We start from the raw sequence: 24,082 nt of genomic DNA on the forward strand, positions 1-24,082 counted from the left end.
CCGGTTTGTCTGCGATCACCGACAATGCGAAGGTGGAGACGGCAGCGCAGGTCGCGCTCCGCATTTCGCTGGCGGGACGCTTGCAAGGGATTGGCGTCCGGCCGGCAATTTATCGCTTGGCGATGGAACTTGGAGTTGGGGGTCAGGTGCGGAATTGCCCGCACGGCGTGGAGCTGGATGTCGCAGGAAGTCAGGCGCAAGTCGCCGAGTTTCGACGTAGACTGCGTTCTTGCTTGCCAGGGGAAGCCAACGTTACCAGAGAATCTTACGCAGACGCTCCCCTCGCTCGCTTTTCGGAGTTCTCGATCCTTCAAGACGACTCCTCTGCTGCGATCGTCACGTCGGTTCCGGTCGACGTCGCGGTCTGTGCAGACTGTCTGGCGGAAGTGCGACGTCCGGGCGATCGCCGTTACCGTTACCTGTTCAACAGCTGCGTGAAATGTGGGCCGCGCTATTCGATCATTCGGCGGATGCCGTTCGAGCGAGACTCGACGGCGATGGCGGAGTTTCCCCTTTGCGACGAGTGCCGACAGGAATATAGCGACGTAGAAGATCGCCGCTTTCATGCGCAGACGATCTCTTGTCCGAAATGCGGTCCGCGGATCTGGAGCGTATCGCAGGCAGGCGAGATCGAGCGTGACCAGGAGGCAGCGCTGGAAGCAGCGGCCGCGGCGCTGCTCGGCGGTGAGATTGTCGCCTTGAAGGGGCTCGGCGGGTATCAGTTGCTTGTCGATGCGACCAGTGACCCAGCGGTCGAGCGATTGCGGCAAAGGAAAGGTCGCGCCAGCAAACCGCTGGCCGTCATGGTACGAACCGAAGCGGACGCCGCGCGAATGGCGGTGATGAACTCGGTCGAGCGTCACGCTTTGACTTCCTCGGCTAACCCGATTGTGTTGCTGGTGGCGAAGCGGGGAGCTACCGTCGCTCGGTCGGTGTTTCCGGGGCTCAATACGATCGGCCTGTTCCTTCCGACCACGCCGCTGCATGATTTGCTATTAGAACGAGTCGGCCGCCCGCTGGTTTGTACCAGCGGAAATCGGGAAGGAGAGCCGCTCGCCTACAGCATTGAAGAGGCCGAGTCGCAACTTGCGGAGATCTGTGATCTGTGGATCCATCACAACCGCGAGATCGTTCGCCCGATCGACGATAGCGTGGTCCGCGTGTTTCAGGAGCAGCAGGTGACGCTTCGCCTGGCCCGCGGGTTGGCGCCGCTGCGACTTGAGGTATCTTCGGACGAGAGCGCAGTCGCCTTGGGTGGGCAGATGAAGTCGGCCGTCGCGTTTTGCCATGGCGGCAGCGGCGTCTTGGGCCCGCATATCGGTGATCTGAGCAACCTGGCGACGCAAGAACGTTATCGACAGCAGTTCGCGGACTTGCAGTCGCTCTATCGCTTTTCGGCTGCGCACGGCGTATGCGATCAGCATCCTGGCTATTTCACGACCCAGGAAACTGCCGATCGATTCGGCGAGATCGACTCAGTGCAACATCATTACGCCCACGTGTTGGCGGCGATGCTGGAGCATGGGTTGCTCGATCAACCGATCATGGGAGTCGCTTGGGATGGAACCGGTTATGGCGCCGACGGAACCGTTTGGGGAGGAGAGTTCCTGGTGGCTCAGGGGAAATCATTCGAGCGGTTCGCCCACTTGCGCCCGTTCGCGCTGGCCGGAGGCGAAGCGTCGATTCGCGAACCGTGGAGGATTGCCGCCGCGCTACTGGGTGAGGCGGACGCTCACGACCACGTTCACTATCTTGAGACGCTGGAAGGCAAACGTCTGCCGGTGGAGATGATTCGGCAGATTCTTGGTAACGCACAATTCTCTCCGGTGACGACGAGCGCCGGCCGGCTTCTGGATGGCGTCGCGTCGTTGATCTTGCGACGGGAGCGGTGCGAGTACGAAGGGGAGCTGCCGATGATGTTGGAGGCGATCGCGGATCGCAGGGAAGCGGGAAGCTACGAGCTCGCCATTTGTGACGGAAAGGTTTTACAATTGGATTGGCGTCCGTTGGTGAGGCAAGTGCTCGAAGATCTTCGGGCGGAAGTGCCTCCCCAGCGCATCGCGATGCGAGTCCATCGCGGACTGGCGGCTGCGATCGTGGCGATCGGCCGGCGTCGACCGCAGCTTCCGCTGCTACTGACCGGGGGCGTTTTTCAGAATCGGATTCTCTGCGAATTGGTCGCTGACATGGCTAAGAACGAGAAGCTGGCGGTCTATCTTCCCGGCGCAATTCCGCCGGGCGATGGCGGTTTGGCGGCGGGGCAATTGGTTTCGGCGATTGGTAGGTGAGCTGGCGTCATGTGTTTGGCCGTACCGGGAAAAATTGTGCGCTGGATCGAACGAACGTCGCCGTTCGAGAGCGCCGCCGTCGAATTCGGAGGAGTGAGTCGCGAGGTGAGCATGGCCTGCGTTCCGGGGGCGAGCGTCGGGGACTATGTGCTGGTTCACGCCGGGATTGCGATTAGCGTCGTCAGTGCAAACGAAGCGGAGCGGCTGCTGCGCACGTTCGCTGAACTCGACGGAGAGGAGCCGGCGCCGTGAAGTATGTCGATGAGTTTCGCGACGCCGACGCTTGTCAGCAAATGGTAGAGGCGGTCCGCCGCCAGGCGACGCGCTGCTGGACGGTCATGGAAGTCTGCGGCGGGCAAACGCATGGGCTGTTGCGATGGGGAATCGATCAACAGCTGGATGGGGTCGTCAAACTGCTGCATGGCCCAGGCTGCCCGGTCTGCGTAACCGCGACATCCTTTATCGATAGGGCGGTAGCGCTATCGAAACGCCCCGGCGTCATTGTGACCAGCTTTGGCGACATGTTGCGCGTTCCCGGCTCGGACGAAAGTTTGTTACAGGCTCGCTGCGGCGGCGGCAACGTCAAGCTGGTTTACTCGCCGCTCGACGCAGTCCAGCTTGCCCGTGAGCAACCGGAGACCGAAGTCGTTTTCTTCGCCGTTGGTTTTGAGACGACGACGCCAGCGACCGCTTTGGCCGTGAAACAGGCGGCGGCCTGGAACCTGACGAACTTTTCGCTGCTCGTTGCCCATGTCCGCGTTCAGCCGGCGATGGAAATGATCGCGGCCGAAGAGCCGCGGCTCGTCGACGGATTCTTGGCGGCAGGGCATGTTTGTGCGGTGGCGGGGTATCGCAGCTATGAGTCGCTTGTTGCGCAGTATCAACTGCCGGTGGTGGTTACCGGATTTGAGCCGCTCGATTTGCTAATCGGCATTCGCGAGTGCGTGGAGCAACTGGAACGCCAGGCGCCGGCCCTCACGAATTGTTATTCCCGCTGCGTCGCGGAAGCGGGGAATCCGTACGCCCAGAATCATGTGGCCGACGTCTTTGAGGCGGTCGATCGTGAGTGGCGCGGGCTCGGCGTCATCGAGCAGGGAGGACTGGGCCTGAGACCGGAGTGGCGTCACTTTGATGCGACGCAGAAGTTTTCCGTGGAGCCGATGGTTGCGGACCAGTTGCCGATCTGTCCTGGCGGAGAGATCATGACGGGACGGCTGAAGCCGGTCGAATGTCCCTTCTTTGGCCGCGAGTGTACGCCGGAAACGCCGCTCGGGGCGCCGATGGTGAGTAGCGAAGGGGCGTGCGCCGCTTACTATCGTTATGCGTCGCCGCAGCGAAGCGTCCGCAGTCCGATTTAGAGTTCCCTTATGTCCGCGTTTCCGAACGACTGTCCGATTCCGCTCGCGTCTGATGAGTTCGTGACTCTTGCACATGGCGAGGGAGGGCGGGCCGCGCGACGTTTGATCGAAGAGCGAATCATCCCCAGACTCGGCAGCCCGCTGGCGCTGCAGATGGGAGATTCGGTCGAACTGCCGCCGCTTTCCGGCCCGCCGATGATGACGACCGATAGCTACGTCGTTTCCCCGCTCTTCTTTCCCGGCGGCGATATCGGCAAGCTGGCGATCTTTGGCACGATCAATGATTTGGCGGTTGCCGGAGCTCGCCCTCGTTGGATTTCGCTGGCGATGATCATCGAAGAAGGATTTGCGTTGATTGCGCTGGAGCAGATTCTGCAGTCAATCTCCGCTGCGGCGAACCTGGCCGACGTGCAGGTCGTGACCGGCGATACGAAGGTGGTTCCTCGAGGCGCCGCGGATGGGATCTTTCTAACGACGACGGGTCTGGGGGAACAGATTGATCCGGCGCCGCTGGGCCCGCAGCGGCTGAAGGTGGGCGACGTGATTATCGCCAGCGGGCCCATCGGCAAGCATGGCGTGGCGATCCTCGCCGCGCGGGAAAATCTTCGCTTCGACCCAATGCCGAAAAGCGATTGCGGATCGCTCTGGCCGGCGGTCGAGGCGCTGCGGCTTAGCGGCAGTCAAATCTGCGCAATGCGGGATGCGACGCGCGGCGGCGCTGCGGCGGTGCTGCAGGAATGGGGGGCCGCGAGTCAATTGACGATGGAGATTGAGGAGGCGGCGATTCCTGTCTCGCCGGAAGTTCGCGGCGTTTGCGAACTACTGGGGTTAGATCCTCTTCATCTGCCGAACGAAGGAACGATGCTCGTCGCGGTTCCGGAAGTTGGCGTCGATCAGGCGCTAGCGGCGCTACGCGGCTCGGGGAGGTCTCCTGATGCGGCGGTGATCGGCAGGGTGGCGGCGCGTCGCTCGGCGGCGGTCGTCATTCGGCGGGGACGTGGAATGGAGATTCCGCTCGACGATCCCCAAGGGGCGCCGCTGCCACGAATCTGCTAGGCGCCAACGGAGAAGCGGCGCAAAAAAACGCCCGGCTTGCACCGGGCGGGAGAACCCAAGAAAAAAAATTGGTGGATCCGAACCGTTATCACGATTAGTCGCCACTTGGGCGAGCGTCGAGTCCTAACAGGACTGCGAATGAATCGGATCCACCTTTCATCACTTGACTGGTCAACTTTTCGTCGACCAGCAAAGTCGGGCAATGTCCGTTCCGCTTTCGGCATTTTTTAAGCAGTCTTGGCTGCTCTGCCGGCGTCCGCCCATCCATCGCGATTTTCGCTCGCTACAACGTTCGGACGGCTTCGCGTCCATTGCTTGCCTTTCTACTGTTATTACGTGTGGGGTCAGAGGGCGGTTCGCGACAATCGATTTTTTTTTGAGGCGAATTCAGTATTATTTTTGGGCGGTTCGCCGTCGCCAGAGCCATTTGTCAATTTCGATGACCGGCACAATGGTAAAGGACAAAGCGATCACCACGACCCAAGTGGTCAGTGATACTGGAGAGGTATCCAGCAACGCTTGCATGAAGGGAACGTGCATCGCAGCCAGATGGACGAAAAACGCGCCCAAAGCGCCGGACAACAAAATCGGGCTGCGCAGTGGGCTCAAAGAAAAGGCGGACTTCGTTTCCGAACGGCAATTGCCAATATGGAAGTTTTCAAACAGCACCATCATCAATAGCAGCGTATTGCGGGCGTCGGCGATGGTATGGCCGTTGGAGATCATCCAATAAAACGTCCCAAAGCCGATGAGCCCGATGACGGCGGCGGCGACGATCGTCCGTTCGATCATTAAGAAGTCGAAGATCGGCTCTTGCGGCGACCTTGGTTTGCGATCCAGCACGTCACCTTCGCTCGGTTCAAACGCCAAAGCGACGTCCTGAATGCCGTTGGTGATCAAGTTCATCCAGAGGACCTGAACCGCAAGTAGCGGTAGCGGCATACCGGTGATCACCGCTAGCCCCATCACCACCAACTCGGCCGCACCTTGAGAGATTAGCAGATAAATCACTTTACGAATGTTTTCGTAGGCGACCCGTCCCTCTTCGATTCCGGCGACGATGGTGGCGAAGTTGTCGTCGCTGATGACCAGCTCCGAAGCTTCCCGCGCGACGTCGGTTCCCGATCGTCCCATGGCGACGCCGATGTTAGCGGCTCGCAGCGCCGGAGCGTCGTTGACGCCGTCTCCGGTAACGGCGACGAACTGGCCCGACGCCTGAGCGGCGTTGACGATTTGGAGTTTTTGTCGGGGAGCGACGCGGGCGAAGACCCGGATTTCCTGTACGTACCTGGCCAACTCTTCGGGAGTTTTGTCGGCCAATTCCGGGCCGGTCATCACTTGCGACTCGTCTTCGGCGAGCCCCAGATCGCGCGCAATGGCAAGCGCCGTGATCGAGTGATCGCCGGTGATCATCGAGACATTAACGCCGCAGCGGCGGCAGGTGTCGACCGCGTCGCGAACGCCGGAACGTAGGGGATCGATCATGCCGACGAAACCGAGGAGCGTCAGTTCGGTTGGTTCGGCCGGAGCGATGGTCGGATCGATCTCTTCCTCGGCAGGACCTTCGGCCACGGCCAACACGCGCAGGCCGCGAGCCGCCATTTCTTTCGCCACTTCCTCCATGGCCGAGCGATCGAGGCCAATCTGGCACATCCCGAATACGCGTTCCGGGGCGCCTTTGACGAAGACGCGAACTTCGTCGTCAACCTGGTTGAAGGACGCGGCGAATTGGCGTTCCGATTCGTAGGGAATGTCGTTGACCTGCGGGTGGATCGCTTGCGTCGCCGCTTGCGTGGTTCCCAGCTTATGTGCAAACGCCAACAGCGCGATGTCGACGGCGTCTCCGCGCCAATGCCAACCGCCATCGTGTTGATACAGGTCGGCTTCATTGCAAAGGACAGCCGAGCGAACGAGCGCTTGCAACCGGTTCGTGTCAGCATCTGTCGCGAGCGGAACGACTTGTCCCTCCGGCGCAAAACCTTCGCCGGTGACGCGAAACGCCTCGCCGGTCGCCAGGCGCGCTTCGCTGACCGTCAGTTCGTTGACGGTCAGCGTGCCGGTTTTGTCGGTTGCGACCAGCGTGCAACTTCCGAGCCCTTCCACCGCGGTAAGTCGCCGCACAATCACGCCGCGGCGGGCCATTCGCGTCGTGGCGATCGCCAAAGCGACGGTCATCGCTACCGGCAAGCCTTCGGGAATCGCCGCCACGGCCAAGACGACGGTGAAGAGGAACAACTCGGTCGGCGCATAGCGACCTAAGAAGACGCCGACGACGCCGATCACCGCTGCGGTCGCCAACGTCGTGATCGCGATTACATTTGTGAATCGTTCCATCCGCTCCAACAGCGGCGGCTTGCCTCCGGTGGCGCGACTGACGTCGAGCGCCAACTGTCCGACGGCGGTCGACGTGCCGGTCGCGACGACCACGCCTTTGGCGCGGCCGTGCGCTACGATCGAGCCGGCGAACGCCATGTTTAATTGATCGGCCTGGGGGGCGTCTCGATCGCCGATCCAGCGGGGATTCTTGGAGACGGGAAGCGATTCGCCGGTAAGCAGCGATTCGTCAATTTTCAGTCCGCGATCCCAGACCAGGCGCAGATCGGCAGGGACGCGATTGCCTGACTCGAGCCAGACGATGTCGCCCGGAACGACTCTTTCGGCGGGTATCTCTTTAACATCATCGCCGCGCTGGACCGAAGCGTGGATACGGAGCAGCTTTCGCAGCGCCTGGCTGCTCTTTTCCGCCTTCCATTCCTGGTAACCGCCGACCGTGGCGTTCAGCATCAACACGCCAATGATAAAAGCGGCGTCACGCATGTCGCCGGTAAAGGCGGAGATTACCGCGGCAATCAGCAGGATGTAGATCAACGGGCTGAGAAACTGCCGCAACAGAATCATCCACCAGGTCGGCGGCGGTTGTTCCGGCAGGGCGTTTGCGCCGAATTGGAGCAGACGTTTCTCCGCCTCGGGCTCAGAGAGACCTTTTTCGGAAGTCGACAGGTCTTGGTAGACCTTCGCCAGGTCCGCGGCGTGCCATTTTAGTTCGTGGATCAACGTTGTGCTCTTCGCTGCGGTTGGATGTAACGGCGGCCGCGAAAAGGTCTGCGGCAATTGTCATATTAGCGGTTCATTTTTGCATCATGTTTATTCTCGTTCGTTGGCTTCCGATTGGGGATCGGGGAATCCGCCATGTGGGAAAGGGGAATCTAGCGATTCAACAGATTCCCAAAATATGACCCAATAGAGAAGTGGAAAAGAAGTTGAGTCGCGAAAGCCTTGCGTCAGGAACAACACTCCATCTAGCCCCATCGTGTGTCGCCATGATCAGTACCAACCGCTTTTGTCACCTGCATGCGAGTCGCGTGCTCGTTGTTGACGGAGATCCGAACGTTCGGCACGCCGTCAAACAGCTGCTGGCCGAAAACCAAGCCGAGGTCGACGAGGTCGCATCGGTAGAGGAGGCCGTAAGCAAGTTAGAGCTGTGCGAATATGACGTGATTTTATTGGATGTTGGCGACGGAGATGAAGCCAGTCTCGACTTGTTTCTGCAACTGAAAGGGAAAGGGGGTTGCGAAGTCGTCTGCGTCTCTGGCGATGCGACGATCGAATCGGCGGTCGCCTTGATCAAGCTGGGAGCGTTCGAGTTTCTCACGAAACCGCTGAAAATGGTCCGTCTGCAACAAGTGCTTAATGACGCCGTGTTGGCGACCGGACGGAGGAGGAGTCCGTTGAGCTTTCCCTTTCGTCACGATCGACCCCAGCCGCTGATGGTCGGGCAATCCCCTTCAATGCAGGAGGTCTTTCGTTTGATCAAGCTGGCCGGTCCGACCGATCGGCCGATCTTGATCCAGGGAGAAAGTGGAACGGGCAAGGAGCTGGTCGCTCGCGCACTGCATAACGTTAGCGGCCGAGCCGGACGCAACATGGTGGTCGTCAACTGCGCCGCATTGCCGGAGTCGCTGCTGGAAAGCGAATTGTTCGGCCATGAGAAGGGCGCTTTTACCGGGGCGAGCGCGGCCAAGCCGGGGCTGTTTGAAACGGCGGACGGCGGGACGTTGTTCATTGACGAGATCGGCGAGATGACCGGCGGGGTGCAAGCGAAGCTGCTGCGGGTGCTCGAGGATGGGACGTACCGCCGCGTTGGCGCCACCAAGGAGCGCCACGCGAACGTTCGCCTGGTAACGGCGACCAATCGCGACTTGAAACGCGAGGTCCGAGAAGGGCGTTTTCGCGAAGACCTTTACTATCGAATTGACGTGATGCGGCTTGAACTGCCGCCGCTGCGTCAACGCGGCGACGACGTGACGCTGCTGACGCATCACTTTATGGGAAACGATTGGCAAATCGAATCGGATGCGCTGCAAGCGATCGAGCGGTTCGACTGGCCCGGAAATATTCGCCAACTGATCAACGCGATTGAACGAGCGAAGATCTTAGCGGATCGCCAAACGATTCAACTGCAAAATCTGCCGGCCGAAGTCGCTGGCGGCAAACCGGAGGCGCCAGTGCGATTGCCGACGAAGAATTTCGATCTGGAGTCGCTTCGCAAGCAGTGCGTCCAAGAGGTAATGTCGCGGGAAAATGGAAACAAAGTGCGTGCGGCGCGAGCGCTGGGTATCTCACGCCGGTGCCTTTATCGGCTATTGGAGAAATACGACATGGCGTAACGCGAAAGCGGCGCCTTTCCGGGAGAATTGAGATGGTATTTTACGATCGAGAGGATGCCGGACAGAAACTGGGAAGAGAATTGAGACGTCTCTCGCTGAGAGACCCTCTCGTCCTGGGGATTCCCCGCGGTGGAGTCGTGACCGGCGCAGAATTGGCCAAGACGATCGGTGCAGATTTCGACGTCGTCCTGGCCCACAAGCTGCGATGTCCGTGGAACCCGGAATTCGCCATCGGCGCAGTCGGTGAAGATGGCCAGCCGATGGTCGACCGCGCAGTTGTTCGCCGGCTGAACGTCAGCGACGAAGATTTGCAGCGGGAATGCCAACAGCAAGTTGAGGAAATCAACCGGCGGAAGCGGCTCTTCCGCGGCGTCCGACCGCCGGCCGAAATCGCCGGACGTTCGGTCATCGTTACCGACGACGGCGTTGCGACCGGATCGACGATGTTGGCGGCGCTGCAAGTCGTTCGTCAGCGCGGGCCGGCCGAATTGATCGTGGCCGTGCCGGTCGCTCCGCAAGATTGCTTGCCGGCGATCCGCGGCAAGTGCGACCGGTTGGTTTGTCTGCAGGCCGCGACCGAGTTTTACGCGGTGGGAGAGTTCTACCGCTGGTTCGAGCCGACGACCGACGAGGAAGTGGTGGAAATACTGCGGGAGTTCGCCCCTGCGGCGTGATAGAGAGGACATGGCAAGAGGCGGAATGGAACTTGGTCTTTTACGAGGAGAAGTCAGATGAGCGTTGGACGAATTTGCGTCCGCGAGGTCGATGTCATCTCGCCGGACGAATCAGCCCAAGCGGCGGCGCAACGGATGAACTCGCGAAAGGTGGGAACGCTCGTCGTCGTCGATTCTCGCGGCCTGCCGATCGGTATCGTCACGGACCGCGACTTGACCGTACGTGTGCTAGCCGCCGGAAAGGATGGCGCAACGACTCCGATCTCGGAAGTTTTTCGCGGACCTCTGAAGACCGTGCATGAAGATACGTCGGTCGAAGAGACGATTCGCGCCATGAGAGCGGGGCCTTATCGCCGTCTTCCGGTGGTGGGTGATCGTGGAGAGTTGGTTGGGCTCGTCAGCCTGGACGACGTCCTGGAACTGGTGAGCGAGGAACTCGCATCGATCGGTTGGCTGCTTGAAGATGAAGAGCCGACCGTGTTGGGACGAAGTTCGTAACCAATCTCCCTGCGAATTCCGAAGATCACGACACTTTCGGGAGAGTAGGAGAAATGTGTAGTCGAATGGTAGCGCAAGTAGCGGAAGTGCTGGTTGGATCGGACTACTTGCCCGGGATTCTCACCGTTCCCAATGCAGCCAAGGGAGTTGTCCTGTTCGCGCACGGCAGCGGCAGCAGCCGCTTTAGCACTCGCAATCAAATGGTTGCCGAGGAGCTGCAGGACTTTGGATTTGCGACCTTGCTGTTCGATTTGTTGGGAGAAGACGAGGCCCGGGATAGGCGGCTGGTCTTCGACATTCCGCTACTGGCGCTGCGCTTGCGCGAAGCGGAAGCGTGGGCGAAAGAGCAACCGGGGGTGGGTGATCTTCCGCTCGGGTTCTTTGGCGCCAGTACCGGAGCGGCGGCCGCGCTAGTCGCCGCCGCGCTCGATGGGTCGACTGTGAAAGCGGTCGTTTCCCGCGGTGGAAGGCCCGATCTGGCGCGAGGGCACCTGCGAAACGTCAAAGCGCCGACGCTCCTGATTGTCGGCGGCGACGATGAACCGGTGCTCACGCTGAATCGCCAGGCTTTCGCAGACCTCCAGTGCGCCAAGCATTTGGAGGTCGTTCCTCACGCGACGCATCTGTTTGAAGAGCCTGGAGCGCTCGAAAAGGTGGCGCTACTGGCCGAGGAATGGTTTTCCCGATATCTCCAACCGGAGAACCGGATATAGCAAACATAAGGAAGGGAAGACTGCCCTGGAAGCAGGGGAGATCGCTGGCAGATGGTGGATTCCACCATGCGGAAATCAAGTCGGAACTGATCCCGCAACCCCTGTCGGTGAGGCAGAATTAAACATGGAAGCGGTGGCGCATAAACAGCGATGAGAAACGAAGTTGCCGCCGCAAAATCCTCTATAAGGAGACTGCCATGAACGCTTTTACGCAACGCGATCTGAATCGTTTGATGGCGGCGCAGCAGGGGCCCTATGTGAGTATCCTGATGCCGACGCACGTTGCGGGTGAAGATGGGCAGCAAGACCCGATTCGCCTGAAGAACCTCCTGAATGACGCGGAAAGTCAGCTGGCCGAACGGTACAGCGTCGACGCGCAGGCGTTCTTCAAGCCGATCCGCAAGTTGACGGAGCGAGCGGACTTTTGGGAAGGTCGAAGCTGCGGCTTGGCGCTGTTTGCGACGACGGACGAGTGCGAAGTCTATCGACTGCCGGTTCCGTTTGACGCGACGGCGGTCGTCGGCAAGCGATTCTATGTGAAACCGATGTTGCCGGCTCTGGCGGCGAACGCGCGGTTCTACGTGTTGAGCTTGAGCCAGAATGGTTCGCAGTTGTACCGAGCGACGTCGCGCACGATTGAAAAGGTCGCTGTGCCCGACATGCCGCAAGACATGGAGTCGGCGCTGGGATCCGCAACGCCGGAACGTGGGCTGCAGTTCCACTCGCCGGTCCGCGCTTCGCAGGGCAAGCATACGGCTCTGTTCCATGGCCATGGCGGCGAATCGGATACCGAGAAAGAGAACCTGCTCGAGTACTTCCGAATGATCGACAAGGCGCTGCGTCCGGTCTTTGAACAGGAAGCGGCCCCGCTGCTGTTGGCAGGCGTCGAGTATCTGCTGCCGATCTATCGTCAGGCGAACTCGTATAACGGTCTGTTGCCGCAGCAATTGACCGGTAACTGGGATAACGAGCAGATGACGCGGCTGCGCGAAGAAGCGTATCCGATGGTGAAGCCGGCGCTGGAAGAACGCCAACACAAGGCGGCCAAAAAGTATGCGGACTCCACGGGCAACGGACGCTCCTCGGCAGATATCCACAAGATTCTGGTCGCTGCGGAGCAGGGGCAGGTCGAGTCGCTGTTCGTTGACCGTGGAATGACCGTCTGGGGAAGCTATCATCCCGAGACCGGCGATGTGTACGTTCACGAGACGCCGGAAAACGGGGATGAAGATCTGCTGAACCTGGCGGTGATCGAAACCGCGCTGCATAACGGCGAGGTTTACGTGATGCCGGGCGAAGAGATGCCGAGTGAGGACTTTGTCGCGGCGACGTTGCGGTATTGAGGTCTCAAGCACTAGGAGAAGCGGAGCGCAGAGGAGGATCGGATGAAGGCCTTGGCGCTGCGGCGAATCGTTTCGCTTCGCGACACTACGACGCCGCTGGAGTTGATCGAATTGCCCAAGCCAAGGCCAGGCGCTGAGGAAGTGCTGATTCGAGTGAGTGCGTGCGGCGTCTGCCATACGGAACTGGACGAGATCGAAGGAAGAACGGCGCCGCCGCATTTGCCGGTGGTGCCGGGACATGAGGTCGTCGGCTACGTCGAAGAGGTAGGCGAAGGAGTGACGCGGCATCGAATCGGCGACCGCGTCGGTGTTGGCTGGATCCACTCGTCGAGTGGAGACGAGCGGGAGAACGTCAGCCCCGAATTTCGCGCGACTGGGCGAGACGTAAACGGCGGTTATGCAGAGTACATGACCGCCGTCGCCGATTACGCCTATCCGATTCCTGCTTGCTTCTCTGACGCCGAGGCGGCTCCTCTCTTGTGTGCTGGGGCGATTGGTTATCGGGCGCTGCGGCTGACCGGAATCTCCGACGGACGAAATCTGGGACTGACCGGCTTCGGAGGTTCAGCCCATCTGGTGCTGCAAATGGTCCGTCACCAATTTCCCCACACGCAAGTTTTTGTTTTTGCCCGCGATCCGAACGCGCAGGCGTTTGCCCGCGAGCTGGGAGCGGTGTGGGCAGGACATACGACCGATCGGGCGCCGGAAAAGCTCGACGCGATCATCGACACGACGCCGGCTTGGCGACCGGTGGTCGAAGCGCTGGCGAATCTTGCCCCGGGTGGGCGTCTCGTCATCAATGCGATTCGCAAAGAAGCGAACGACAAAGAAGCCCTGCTGCTATTGAGTTATCACGAGCATCTGTGGATGGAGCGGGAGATCAAAACGGTGGCCAACATCACCCATTTTGATATCGAAGAGTTCTTGCCGCTCGCAGGCAAGATCCCGCTCCGTTCGACGACTACTCCCTATCCCCTGGAAGAAGCGAATCGGGCGCTCGTGGAATTGAAGCGGGGAAACGTCAAGGGCGCCAAGGTGTTGGTGATTGGTCGCTGAAACGATCCGGCCGCTATTCCTTCTTCTTGAAGAGATCGAGGAAGCGATCTTCGTACTTGAAGAAGAGACCGAGTCGATCAAGCTCTTGTTTCAATTCAAAAGCTTTGGAGGAGTCATTGGCCGCCGCGGCGAACAGCTGTTCGATTCTCGCTGCCAACTCGGGATCAGGACCCTCCGGTTCCGGGGCTTCACTCGCGAAACCTTCCTCTTCTTCCTCCTGCTCCTCCGTCTCTTGATCACCCTCCACTTTGGCGAGGATTTCCTGCAACTGCTCTTCCATGGCGCGGCCTTGTTCGGCCAACTCCGACAAGTCGAGTTGGATGTCGGTCAGTTTCGAGAACGCCCTTAGGATCTCCAGCGACGCCTTGGGGTAGGGGAGTTGGGCGAAAACTTGCGGCATTTCTCCCAAGAGGCAAGCTCCTTGCAGGCCGGCTTCGGCGGCGGCGCCCAAGAGGATGCCGTTCAGGCCGCCGATGTTCCCGTTTTCGAGAACGACCATCTCATGGTGTTCGAGCTCGTGCAAAAGCGCCTCATCGGTCGCGGCGACAAAGACGTGCGAACCATGCTTGGGACGCATGCCGGTCGCCATCGCGGCGAAGGTGAAGATTCGCTCGACCCCGAACTGCCGCGCATTGCGAATCAGCTGACGGCAAAAGTTGAACTTGCCGGCCGGAGGCTGCGCTTCTCCCAGGAAGACCAGCAAGTCGCGCTTTTTCGCCGGATCTTGCCAGAGGAACAAGCGATGCCGCGGACGTCGTCCGATGTGAATGATGCCGCTCGTCACTTCGACCTGATCGACGTCGAAGAGATCGCCGACTTCAAACTCGGCCGCCAGCGTCATCTCCAGCTTCGAGAGCAAATAGATGCCGGCGTTTACGCCGACGTTTCCCATGCCGGGCCAAACGGCTACCAACCAAGGTCGATGCAGTTGTAAGTCATCGGCTAACATCGCTCCACTTCCTTTCCGGGAGACGGAGGTTGAGTTTCTCGCCGGCGCGATGGCGCGCTTCACGGAACCTCCAGGTAATTATTCCCCAAAGGCTCCTACAAACCCATCCGCGAAATCGCCGCGTGGGCATGGCGAAAGCCGCCATCCGTTGGATCGATGCGACGAGAGCCGGATTAGCCGTTTTCCAGAACCCACTGGACAGCCAGCTTCATGAGCTCCGCGCTGTTTTTCACGCCGAGCTTATGACGCAGCTTTTCGCGATGCGTGTCGATCGTGTGGACGCTCAATTGCAGTTGGCTGGCGATCGCAGCGGTCGTCTTGCCGTGGCCGATCAACTGGAAGACTTCCAGTTCTCGATCGCTGAGCCGCTGGACCGGGTCTTCTTCGGTCGAGTCTTTCTGGGTAATCGCCTGACTGACCAGCTGTTGGGTCATCTTGGGGCTCAGGTAGCGTTCCCCATTCAGAACGGTCCGAATCGCGGAGATGACGTTGGTTTGCAGCTCCCGCTTGTTCACGTATCCCAGCGCACCGGCGCGGAGCGCTCGTTCGGCGAACAATGACTCGTCGTACGCCGAGATCACCAACATCTTCGCGGCTGAGTTACGGCCGTGAATCTCTTTGATCAGTTCGATTCCGTTCCCTTCCTCCAACTGAATGTCGACGATGATCAGATCGGGCGACAGAGTGCGATAGGCGGTCAGCGCGTCGGTGACGTTGCTCGCCGCGCCGCATACTTCCAAGTCGTCTTGGCTGTCGATTCGCGCAGTCAGTCCTTCGCAGACGATTGGATGATCGTCGACGATCAGAATTCGACTCTTATTAGATGGGCAGTTCATCTTCCCCAACGTCTCCGAAACTCCCTTGCCGCGATACTATACAGCTGACCAAAGTTCCGCCGCTCGGACCAGGGGCGATCTTAAAAACGCCCCCGATTAGCCCGGAGCGATACTGCATGATCTTTAAACCGGTCCCCAGGTTCGAAACCTCCAGGGGGTCGATTCCCCGGCCATCGTCCAAAATTTCCATGGTGATCGCCTGGTCGGAGCCGCGGAGCGAAATATCAATCCGTTTAGCCTCGCCATGTTTGATGGCGTTGGTGACCGCTTCCTGGATGATCCGGAAAAGATGGGTCGCGACGAAGTTATTGGTGACCGCGGTATCTCCCTGAAAACGGCACTCGCAGAGGACCCCAAATTGTTCACGAATTCGGGCCGCCAGTTCGCGCAATGCGGAGCGTAGCCCTTCAGCGTCGATTTCCACGGGGACCAGACCGCGGGAGAGATTATGCACTTCCCGAGCGACGTCGTTAATCCCAGCAGCGACGCGGCCGGCCAAGTGGGCGACTTTGTCAGCGAACGTCTGGCATTCCGACTTTTCGACTTCCACGGTCAACATCATTTCGTAGACGGTCTGGGACAATAGTCCTAGTCCGGTCAACTGCTGCTGAACGCTGTCGTGCAACTCCTGGCCAATCCGCCGATCTTCTTCCGTGGCGATCTCCAGAACTTGTTTTTGCAGCTCCTTAAGGGCGGAGATATCGCGAATGATGCCGGTGAACAACGGCGGGTTTTCGATCCTGCTGACCGCCAGGTGAACGGGAAACGTCGTCCCATCTTTTCGGCGCGCTACGACTTCCCGCCCTGTTCCAATAATGTGCGCTTCGCCGGTCTCCATGTAGCGCGCGAGATAGCCATGATGTTCGGAGCGATACGGTTCCGGCATCAGGATCATGACGTTCCGGCCGATCATCTCCTGGTCTGCGTAGCCAAACATCCGGGAGGTCGCGGGATTCGTCGCATGGATGATTCCTTGGCAGTCAATGGTGACGATTGCGTCGGTCGCCGTATCCAGGATCGCGCGCAAGCGAGCTTCTCGATCGCGCAGTTCCCTGGCCGCTCGATTTTTCTCCGTGATGTCGCGCTGAACGATGACGTAGTTGGTGCAGCTCCCCTCGGCGTCGAACATTGGCGTGACGACGATCTCCGCATCGTACGCCGTTCGATCTTTGCGGTAGTAGACGAACTCGCCCTGGAAAGGTCGCTCGGCGCGAACGGCGGCCTGGCAGTCAAGCATTAAGGCGATATCGGTCCGCTTGCCTTGAAAGATTTTGGGAGTCTTCCCGATCAGTTCCTCGGCGGCGTAGCCGGTAATCCGGCAGATTGCGTCGTTGACGAAAACGATCCGAGGACAGGGGCCGTCGAATTCATCGCTCGTGATGATGACCCCTTCGCCAAGATGGGCGATCGCTTCGGCGAGCAGTCGATGTTGCTGTTCCGCAAGCTCGCGCGCGTCCGCTTCTCGCTTCAGCGAATACTTCGTCTCGTTCAGATGGGCGATCCGCTGCAAGCTGATTCGCAGCACGTCGGCGTTGATCGGCTTCAGCAAATAGTCGTAGGCGCCTTCGCTCATCAGTTTGTCGACGATGTGATCGAACTCGCTCTGGTGTTCGGTGATCACGATGGTTCGCGCCGCAGGCGCCGCTTCGCGAATGATTCGCGAAAACTCTTCTCCTCCGTAATCCTGCAAGCGGAAATCGACAAGCGCCAACTTAAAGTCGTCTCCTTCGGTAAAGATCGCTTGCAATTCGGCCAGCGAATGAACGGCGCGGACCGGGTACCCCCGCCGTTCAAACTGATAGCGAAGGCTTTCGCACAAGTCGGGATCGTCGTCGATCACGACCAGCAGCGGTTGTTCCAGCGCTTCATCCACCAGATGGATCAGACGGGGGAAATTGGGGGGCTTCGGCAGAACTGCCATGGCGCCGGCGCCAATTGCCGTTTCGGCCGTATCGCTGGCTGCGTAAGAGGTGACGATAACGGCGGTATCGGAACGCAGGCTCTTGATGCGGCGAAACAACTCTATGCCGTCCATGTCAGGGATCTTTAGATCCAGGAGTGCGACGTCATAGGGGGTACGCTGCAGGAGTTGGAGGGCGGTAGGGCAATCGTGCGCAACATCAACCTGATAACGGAGTTTGGCTAGGAAAGTCCGCAGTCTCGCGCAATGGGTATCGTCGTTATCGATAAGGAGGATGGATAGTTTCATCGTCATTTGGCAATTTCATCCCGCTCGATCGAGTCCTTACGCGGCTGAGTCGTGCGATCGCTCTGGCGCTTACCGAGTGGAACGGATTGGGGAGAAGATGTCCGGTGCACGCTCGGCCAGAAGTCTTCCTCTGTGGTCTGGAAGGGACGGATTAGCGTCATCTTAGCCAGATCGCCAATATCCTTCCCCTTCGCGGAATTGTCTAGCGTTTCCTGGAATTGTCGGGAACTGCCGATGGCGGAATTCACTATCCCAAAATGGAGCGATACTCGATTCCGGATTTTTCGGCAATTCGGGATAGTGACTTCATACCAAGAATGACGCAAGCGTGCTTGATTAACACCTCGCCCCATCTTCCGCCACGCAAAACGCCGTATCTCACACCTTTGGCTGCGCAACTTGTCGGCGTTCCGTCGCGAAAGCGGATGGAAGTTTCCGTATGGATCGGACGTTCGCCGGACAGGATTGGGACCTGCCGGAAAAATGGCTCGCGGCGGAGAAGACGCCCTTTGGGCTCTAGCCGATCCCGAGCGAGCTTCATTCCTGGATGCAGCAGGAAACGAATCAAGATGATTCGCCTGCGTTCCCTATGTTACGCCCCAACCTATCTCCGAAAAACTTGACTCGTTTGTCGATTTTCGGGGATTGGGCATTACATCTCAACCGAAAGAGTCGCCATATGTTCGTCGATCACAAATCTGGCCGCAAACTGCACCGCACCCTTCATGACGAGGTGTTGCAGAACGTTCAGCAGAAACTCGATAGATGCCGGCACGGGTTCATTTTTCGCAATGTCGAACTTGAATTCGTCGACGGAACGCTCACGTTGAACGGCTGCGTCCCCAGCTTTTATCTCAAACAGAATCTGCAAGAGCTCCTCCGCAACACTCCGCACGTCGAGCAGATCGTCTGCAACGTCGACGTCGTCAGTTCGTGCGGAATGAGCAGCGTTCGCAAGGCGAAGTAACTGTCGGCGGGCTGGATTGGCGTTTTCCACCAGGGGGAAATCAGGGGCTTGCTGATACGACACGTCGTTAAAGAGGGTAAAATTAGGTTAGAAACTCGAGAGGAGAAAACTAGACTCGGCGCGCCGGTGCGCCGAGATGAGACTCATCCACACGTACTCAAAGGAGAAGACGATGAACGGACAAGTCGCGACACGTCCTGGTCGCTCTATTTTCCCTTGGGCGCAACGCGCATCTTTCCCCACGTTACGCGAAGAAATGGAAAATATGTTCCAGCGTTTCTGGGATGAGCGAAACGACGTCTGGGGAGGTCAGGTGATGTCCCCGGCGCTCGACCTGAAGGAATCGGACACCGACGTTACCGTCAGCATGGATCTGCCGGGCGTCGACGCCAAAGAGGTCGACATCCAAATCAACGGGAATCAGCTCGTGATTAGCGGCGAGCGGAAAGAAGAAAAGGAAGAGAAGGGACAGACCTTCCACCGGATCGAACGCCGCAGCGGACGGTTCTCACGCACGACGACGCTGCCGTGTGCCGTTGAAGAGGACAAGATTGACGCCAGAATGAAGGACGGCATTCTGACCGTCATGCTTCCGAAATCTCCGGAAGCTCAATCGCGCCATATCGAGGTCAAGACCACCTAGACCTTGATATCGATGCCGCCGATCGGGCAGCGGTCGGCGGCGTTGTTATTTCTTGGCGAAAACGAAAAATGGGCGCCGCTGGTTCGGCGCCCATTCGCTTCCTGTATTCAGGAGGGAAGCGGGCTCCCGATCGATACTCGCTCTTCATTTCGCCGTGGCCGAACGAAGATTGTCGACTACCAATCTTGCATCATTTTCGCGTACTGCCGCTCTTTGTCTTCCTCGAATTGGACCAGGTCGTTGAAGAGTTCCTTCAACTGCGAGGAGGAGGTCGAATCGGCCAGATCGCGATAGATCGCCACTAGCTTGGTGTCGAAGGCCAGCACATTCTCAACGATCTCTTCGGCGGACATCTCGGAGGTGAGCTCCAACTCTTTGAAATCTTCGTCGATGAATTCGTCCGAGGTGAACTGCAGCCATGTTTCGAGCAAGCCGTGGCCGCCGGCGTCCTTTTCAAATCGCCGAACGGAGGTGTTGAACGCCTCTTCATGCCGTTCGATATACTCGAACAACAGTTTCATGCGCGGATCGGTCTCCTGAGATCCGAGCTGATGGCAAACCTTCTTCAGCTTTTGGTGAACGGAACGGACGTGATCCAGGATCTCTTTCACTTGTTTCGAGGGCATTTGAACATCTCCCTTTCTCGGCTCGGAGCGTCGCAATCAGCGGATCGGCGTTGCTAAATTCATTGGAAATTACCGCTCGATCGATTGCAATCGTGAACCGATTCTCTAAGAAACAATGCAAACGTAATGCCAACAACGGCGACAACTTCTACGCGTGATCTTCGCTGTTTTGTGCGATCTGCCGCCGATGGAAGTGAGCGAACTCGCACACTGGAGAGGACCAGTGGGCAGTTTCGCACATACTGCCCTCCCTAATTCTGATTTCACCACAATCCGCAGTCGGGAGCATCTGGATTGCGGATGAAGTTTCCTTAAGCCCCCGCTTTCATTCGGAGCAACCGAGATAGTTCGCACAGCAAGCGTTGCCCCGATAGAGTAGGTTTGGCGGCGCCCCTGCTTCATAGCTAGAATGGAGGGAACCCATCGCTGGTCGCCCCTTCGCGGAGAGAACGCCCTTGTCTTGTCGAATCATTACCGCAGTTCTGGCAATTCTCGTCTGGACTGCGTCGAGCCGCGCTGAGAATTTCGACGTACGGCAGTTCCTCACGGCCAATTGCACCAGCTGTCACGGCGAAGATGCGCAGGAGGGGAACGTCCGACTCGATACGCTCCAGCTCGGCAGCGCATCTCCCAATGAACTGGAGATCTGGAAGCGAGTTGTTACTGCACTCGAAAACGGAGAGATGCCTCCACCGGAGGAGACGCAGCCGAGCGCCGCATCGGTGAAGTCAGCGGTCGATCCGATCATCGCCAGCGTCGCGCGTCCGGCCGCTTCGCTTGGCCCGGCCACGCGTCGGCTCAATCGGAAAGAGTACCAGCACACCGTCTGCGACCTGCTGGGGATCGACGTGCCGCTCGCCGATCTGTTGCCCGAAGATGGAGACGCCCAAGGATTCGACAAAGCGGCTGCCGGCCTGAGCATTTCTTCCGTCCTGCTGGAGCAGTACCTGGAAGCGGCGAACGTCGCCTTCGACGCAACCATTCGTCGTATCAAGCCATTGCCGGCCGAGACGCGTCGCATCGAATTGATGGAGGTGAAGGAGAACATCGATTCGGCCGACAAGAGCAAAGGGGGAACCCTCGCGGCGGAAGGCTCCTTTGTGAAGTTTACCCCTGGTTGGCCCCCGGCCCGGATTGATCCGGCCCATCCGATTGAGAACGGGCACTATCGCTGCCGCGTCGCTCTCTGGCCTTACCAGGCGGGGGAACGGACGTTGTCGGTATCGCTTTACGTCGGCAGCCTGTTTGGCGCGACGACGCACAAATTCATCGGCGTGTATGACGTTACCGGAACCGCCGACAAGCCGCGGATCATTGAATTCACCACCGCCATGGAGGCGGGCGATACGATTCACATCCTACCGCAGATCTGGCCGGAGCATGTCACGTGGCGCGACAAGCATGAACTCCGCCCCGGCATCGCGATCGCGTGGGCCGAAACGTACGGTCCGCTCGATCAGAGCTTTCCGTCCGAGGCGCAGAAAGGCCTCTTTGGCGACGGGAAAGGAATCAACCTGGTCGAGCACGAGTCGATCTACATGCGTCATCGTCGCGGCGTGAAGTCGTGCAAGGTCGAATCGGACAACCCGGAAGCGGACATCGAGCGGATCGTCGCCGACTTCGTCCCACGGGCGTTTCGGCGGCCTGTCGATGCGGCGACTGTTCAGGCATATGTCGATTTGGCGCTGAATTGCCATCGCAGCGGCCAGTCTTTCGAGGACTCGGTTCGCACCGGCGTGACTGCCGTGTTGTGCTCTCCGCAGTTTTTATTGGTTGAACGTTCGGAGCAGGTGGACGACTACGACATCGCGTCGAAGCTCTCCTACTTTCTTTGGTCGACGGCGCCGGATCAGGAGTTGCTCGATCTGGCGGCTCAGGGAAAGTTGCATGATCATGCCCTCCTTCGCGCTCAGGTTGAGCGGATGATCGCCGATCCGCGCATCGAGCGGTTCGTCGCCGACTTTACTGGGCAATGGCTCGACTTGGATGACATCGAGTTCACCACGCCGGACGCGAAACTCTATCCCGAGTTTGATTTCCTGTTGCAGCAAGGGATGGTCGAAGAGACGCGCCGCTTCTTCCGCGAGGTGCTGGAACAGGACTTGAGCGTCACCAACTTTGTCGACGCCGACTGGACGATCTTGAACGAACGGCTGGCGCGGCACTACGGCATCGAAGGAGTTCGCGGCAACGAAGAGTATCGGAAGGTCAGCCTGCCGAACGATTGCATTCGCGGCGGCGTGTTGACGCAGGCCAGCGTTTTGAAGGTGACCGCCAACGGCACGTCGACCTCTCCGGTGACGCGTGGCGTTTGGGTGCTGGAAAACCTGTTGGGAACGCCATCGCCGCCTCCTCCGCCTGGGGTTCCGGCGGTAGAGCCAGATATTCGGGGAGCGACGAACATTCATGATCAGCTGGCGCTTCATCGCAAAGATGCCGCGTGCGCCAGCTGCCACCGACGAATCGATCCAATCGGCTTCGCGCTGGAGAAGTTCGACGTGATCGGCGGAGAACGCCAGTGGTATCGTTCGCTGGGAGAAGGAACGAAATTGCCGGGCAAGGTTTCGTACAAGATGGGACAAGACCTGCAAACCGCCGGGACGATGCCGGATGGTCAGGAGTTCGCCGACTTCGTCCAGTTCCGCGAACTGCTTTCCGACAAGCGACCGCAGATCGCTCGCGCGATCGCGGCCAAACTGCTGGTCTATTCCAGCGGCCGCCCGGTGACGTTCGCCGATCGCGAGCAAGTTGAGAAAATCGTCCAAAAGACGGAGCAGAAAGACTATGGGCTGAAGTCGATGATCGAAGCGATCGTCGAAAGCGACCTGTTCCTCTCCGCTCCCAAGCCCAAGTCGTAACGCCAGCGTATTTCCGTCGTTCGTTAAGCCACCCCAGTTCCATCGCAAGAGAATCGAGATGAAGTCAATCAACCGCAGGCGTTTTCTGCAAGCGTCCGGAGTCGCGATCGGACTGCCGCTGTTGGAAGGGCAGCGCGTGCGTGGCGCCGAGGCGAACAACCGACCAGGCCAAGAGGGCGATATTCGGCGGATGCTGTCGATCTGTTCGCCGCTTGGCTATTACGGACCTTACTTCTTTCCGGAAGGGGAGGGCGCCGACTACAAGGCTTCACCCTACTTGGAACCGCTCCAGCCGCTTCGCGATAAATTCACCGTCATCTCCGGTTTGAATCATCCCGACGTCAACGGCGGGCACAGCGCCGAGAAGTCATTTTTAACCGGCGCCGCGCATCCGGGACGTCCCGGCTTTCAAAACACCATCTCGGTTGATCAGTACGCCGCCGAGTTTATCGGCAAGGCGACGCGGTTTTCGTCGTTGTCGTTGGGACTGAATGGGACGAGCATGTCGTGGACGCGAGCCGGCGTCGCGATTCCGACCGAGAGTCGTCCTTCCAAGCTCTTCGCAAAGCTGTTCTTGGCCGGGACCGCGGCCGAACGGGCGACGCAACTGCAGCGGGTGCAAAACGGCCAAAGCATCATGGACCTGGTCCTCGACCAGACCAAGAGCGTCGCACGGGACCTGGGGAAACACGATGGGCAGACGCTCGATCAGTACCTCAGCAGCATTCGTGATCTGGAAGAGGGGCTGCGAAGCGCCGAGGAGTGGATCGAGAAGCCAAAGCCGACTGTTGATCGCAAACCTCCGCAGGACGTCGCCGACCGATCCGATCTGACGGCGCGGATGCAGCTGATGTACGACATGATCTTCCTGGCGTTCCAAACCGATTCGACGCGGCTGATTACGCTCTCCGGCGCCGGCGACAACGGCGTCGTTTCGCTGGATGGAGTCGAAGATGGCTGGCATAACCTCAGTCACCATGGCCGGGACGAGGACAAAATCAAAATGCTGGCGATCATTGAACGGGAAGAAATGCGGCTGTTCGCCGAACTCATGCAGAAGCTGAACGACGTCCAGGAAGGAGACCATACCTTGCTCGATCAGACTTCGATCGTGCTTGGTTCGAACCTGGGGAATGCGTCGAGCCACGATAACTCGAACTTGCCGATTATCGCGGCCGGCGGACGCTTCCAACATGGGCGCCATCTCGCCTTCGACCCGAACAGCCCGCCGCCGCTCTGTAATCTGTTCGTCAGCCAGCTGCAGCATCTGAACATTGAAGTTGATCGATTTTCGACCGGCAGCGGAACCCTGACGGGATTGGCGCCGTTGCGTGGGTAAGG

The 24,082-nt window shown here is 59.1% G+C and carries 19 protein-coding genes; 14 read left to right on the top strand and 5 right to left on the bottom strand.

The window, feature by feature from the left end; all coding sequences use genetic code 11:
* The first annotated feature begins 5 nt into the window (after nt 1–5).
* Genes hypF through hypE form a run of 4 tightly spaced genes read left to right on the top strand, consistent with a single transcriptional unit; the run spans nt 6 to nt 4,702 of the window.
* The gene (hypF, locus tag LOC68_RS10770) at nt 6–2,288 is read left to right on the top strand and encodes a carbamoyltransferase HypF (RefSeq protein ID WP_230218380.1); all 2,283 of its coding nucleotides are present in this window, start codon (nt 6–8) and stop codon (nt 2,286–2,288) included.
* Nucleotides 2,289–2,297: 9 nt separating this feature from the next.
* Nucleotides 2,298–2,540 (top strand): HypC/HybG/HupF family hydrogenase formation chaperone, encoded by a 243-nt coding sequence (locus LOC68_RS10775; protein ID WP_230218382.1) that lies wholly within the window; start codon nt 2,298–2,300, stop codon nt 2,538–2,540.
* Complete coding sequence (gene hypD, locus LOC68_RS10780) at nt 2,537–3,646, top strand: hydrogenase formation protein HypD (protein ID WP_230218384.1); 1,110 nt, start codon at nt 2,537–2,539, stop codon at nt 3,644–3,646. Before LOC68_RS10775 ends, hypD begins: the two co-directional genes overlap by 4 nt.
* Nucleotides 3,647–3,655: 9 nt before the next feature.
* Nucleotides 3,656–4,702, top strand: coding sequence for a hydrogenase expression/formation protein HypE (hypE, locus tag LOC68_RS10785; protein ID WP_230218386.1), 1,047 nt, complete (start codon nt 3,656–3,658; stop codon nt 4,700–4,702).
* A 393-nt stretch (nt 4,703–5,095) separates the two neighbouring features.
* On the opposite strand, the gene LOC68_RS10790 is transcribed toward hypE, so the two are convergent.
* Entirely contained in the window at nt 5,096–7,756 is a 2,661-nt protein-coding gene (locus tag LOC68_RS10790) for a cation-translocating P-type ATPase (RefSeq protein ID WP_230218388.1), read from the bottom strand.
* Between the two features lie 266 nt (nt 7,757–8,022).
* On the opposite strand from LOC68_RS10790, the gene LOC68_RS10795 reads away from it, so the two are divergent.
* The 6 genes from LOC68_RS10795 (at nt 8,023) to LOC68_RS10820 (ending at nt 13,653) form a co-directional block, all read left to right on the top strand.
* Nucleotides 8,023–9,369, top strand: a complete 1,347-nt coding sequence (locus LOC68_RS10795) for a sigma-54-dependent transcriptional regulator (protein ID WP_230218389.1) — start codon at nt 8,023–8,025, stop codon at nt 9,367–9,369.
* A gap of 80 nt (nt 9,370–9,449) precedes the next feature.
* Complete coding sequence (locus LOC68_RS10800; protein WP_230218391.1) at nt 9,450–10,043, top strand: phosphoribosyltransferase; 594 nt, start codon at nt 9,450–9,452, stop codon at nt 10,041–10,043.
* Between the two features lie 57 nt (nt 10,044–10,100).
* A complete protein-coding gene (locus tag LOC68_RS10805; RefSeq protein WP_230218393.1) occupies nt 10,101–10,541 on the top strand; it encodes a CBS domain-containing protein in 441 nt (146 codons plus the stop codon).
* 53 nt (nt 10,542–10,594) lie between these two features.
* A complete protein-coding gene (locus LOC68_RS10810; protein WP_230218394.1) occupies nt 10,595–11,254 on the top strand; it encodes a dienelactone hydrolase family protein in 660 nt (219 codons plus the stop codon).
* A 197-nt stretch (nt 11,255–11,451) separates the two neighbouring features.
* Nucleotides 11,452–12,597 (top strand): baeRF7 domain-containing protein, encoded by a 1,146-nt coding sequence (locus LOC68_RS10815; protein ID WP_230218395.1) that lies wholly within the window; start codon nt 11,452–11,454, stop codon nt 12,595–12,597.
* A gap of 42 nt (nt 12,598–12,639) precedes the next feature.
* On the top strand, nt 12,640–13,653 hold the full coding sequence (locus LOC68_RS10820) for a zinc-dependent alcohol dehydrogenase family protein (RefSeq protein WP_230218396.1): 1,014 nt from the start codon (nt 12,640–12,642) through the stop codon (nt 13,651–13,653).
* Nucleotides 13,654–13,666: 13 nt separating this feature from the next.
* Here the strand turns inward: LOC68_RS10820 and LOC68_RS10825 are convergent, their stop codons facing one another.
* The 3 genes from LOC68_RS10825 to LOC68_RS10835 form a co-directional block, all read right to left on the bottom strand.
* A complete protein-coding gene (locus LOC68_RS10825) occupies nt 13,667–14,602 on the bottom strand; it encodes a PAC2 family protein (RefSeq protein WP_230218397.1) in 936 nt (311 codons plus the stop codon).
* 173 nt (nt 14,603–14,775) lie between these two features.
* Complete coding sequence (locus tag LOC68_RS10830) at nt 14,776–15,438, bottom strand: response regulator (RefSeq protein ID WP_230218398.1); 663 nt, start codon at nt 15,436–15,438, stop codon at nt 14,776–14,778.
* Nucleotides 15,422–17,653: a hybrid sensor histidine kinase/response regulator gene (locus tag LOC68_RS10835; protein ID WP_315858995.1), complete on the bottom strand. Its 2,232-nt coding sequence runs from the start codon at nt 17,651–17,653 to the stop codon at nt 15,422–15,424. Before LOC68_RS10835 ends, LOC68_RS10830 begins: the two co-directional genes overlap by 17 nt.
* 673 nt (nt 17,654–18,326) lie before the next feature.
* On the opposite strand from LOC68_RS10835, the gene LOC68_RS10840 reads away from it, so the two are divergent.
* Entirely contained in the window at nt 18,327–18,614 is a 288-nt protein-coding gene (locus LOC68_RS10840) for a BON domain-containing protein (RefSeq protein WP_230218399.1), read from the top strand.
* 265 nt (nt 18,615–18,879) lie between these two features.
* The gene (locus LOC68_RS10845) at nt 18,880–19,257 is read left to right on the top strand and encodes an Hsp20/alpha crystallin family protein (protein ID WP_230218400.1); all 378 of its coding nucleotides are present in this window, start codon (nt 18,880–18,882) and stop codon (nt 19,255–19,257) included.
* Nucleotides 19,258–19,433: 176 nt separating this feature from the next.
* Here the strand turns inward: LOC68_RS10845 and LOC68_RS10850 are convergent, their stop codons facing one another.
* Entirely contained in the window at nt 19,434–19,883 is a 450-nt protein-coding gene (locus tag LOC68_RS10850) for a hypothetical protein (RefSeq protein WP_230218402.1), read from the bottom strand.
* Between the two features lie 455 nt (nt 19,884–20,338).
* On the opposite strand from LOC68_RS10850, the gene LOC68_RS10855 reads away from it, so the two are divergent.
* Both LOC68_RS10855 and LOC68_RS10860 read left to right on the top strand, forming a co-directional pair.
* The gene (locus LOC68_RS10855; protein ID WP_230218404.1) at nt 20,339–22,741 is read left to right on the top strand and encodes a DUF1592 domain-containing protein; all 2,403 of its coding nucleotides are present in this window, start codon (nt 20,339–20,341) and stop codon (nt 22,739–22,741) included.
* A 58-nt stretch (nt 22,742–22,799) separates the two neighbouring features.
* On the top strand, nt 22,800–24,080 hold the full coding sequence (locus LOC68_RS10860) for a DUF1552 domain-containing protein (protein WP_230218406.1): 1,281 nt from the start codon (nt 22,800–22,802) through the stop codon (nt 24,078–24,080).
* Nucleotides 24,081–24,082: the final 2 nt, after the last annotated feature.

This window comes from Blastopirellula sediminis (assembly GCF_020966755.1).
Lineage (GTDB): Bacteria > Planctomycetota > Planctomycetia > Pirellulales > Pirellulaceae > Blastopirellula > Blastopirellula sediminis.

Coding starts and splice junctions, on each gene's coding strand:
- LOC68_RS10775 (WP_230218382.1), top strand. CDS start 2,298: ATGTGTTTGGCCGTACCGGGAAAAATTGTGCGCTGGATCGAACGAACG.
- hypE (WP_230218386.1), top strand. CDS start 3,656: ATGTCCGCGTTTCCGAACGACTGTCCGATTCCGCTCGCGTCTGATGAG.
- LOC68_RS10795 (WP_230218389.1), top strand. CDS start 8,023: ATGATCAGTACCAACCGCTTTTGTCACCTGCATGCGAGTCGCGTGCTC.
- LOC68_RS10805 (WP_230218393.1), top strand. CDS start 10,101: ATGAGCGTTGGACGAATTTGCGTCCGCGAGGTCGATGTCATCTCGCCG.
- LOC68_RS10810 (WP_230218394.1), top strand. CDS start 10,595: ATGTGTAGTCGAATGGTAGCGCAAGTAGCGGAAGTGCTGGTTGGATCG.
- LOC68_RS10815 (WP_230218395.1), top strand. CDS start 11,452: ATGAACGCTTTTACGCAACGCGATCTGAATCGTTTGATGGCGGCGCAG.
- LOC68_RS10820 (WP_230218396.1), top strand. CDS start 12,640: ATGAAGGCCTTGGCGCTGCGGCGAATCGTTTCGCTTCGCGACACTACG.
- LOC68_RS10825 (WP_230218397.1), bottom strand. CDS start 14,602: ATGTTAGCCGATGACTTACAACTGCATCGACCTTGGTTGGTAGCCGTT.
- LOC68_RS10830 (WP_230218398.1), bottom strand. CDS start 15,438: ATGAACTGCCCATCTAATAAGAGTCGAATTCTGATCGTCGACGATCAT.
- LOC68_RS10835 (WP_315858995.1), bottom strand. CDS start 17,653: ATGACGATGAAACTATCCATCCTCCTTATCGATAACGACGATACCCAT.
- LOC68_RS10840 (WP_230218399.1), top strand. CDS start 18,327: ATGTTCGTCGATCACAAATCTGGCCGCAAACTGCACCGCACCCTTCAT.
- LOC68_RS10845 (WP_230218400.1), top strand. CDS start 18,880: ATGTTCCAGCGTTTCTGGGATGAGCGAAACGACGTCTGGGGAGGTCAG.
- LOC68_RS10850 (WP_230218402.1), bottom strand. CDS start 19,883: ATGCCCTCGAAACAAGTGAAAGAGATCCTGGATCACGTCCGTTCCGTT.
- LOC68_RS10860 (WP_230218406.1), top strand. CDS start 22,800: ATGAAGTCAATCAACCGCAGGCGTTTTCTGCAAGCGTCCGGAGTCGCG.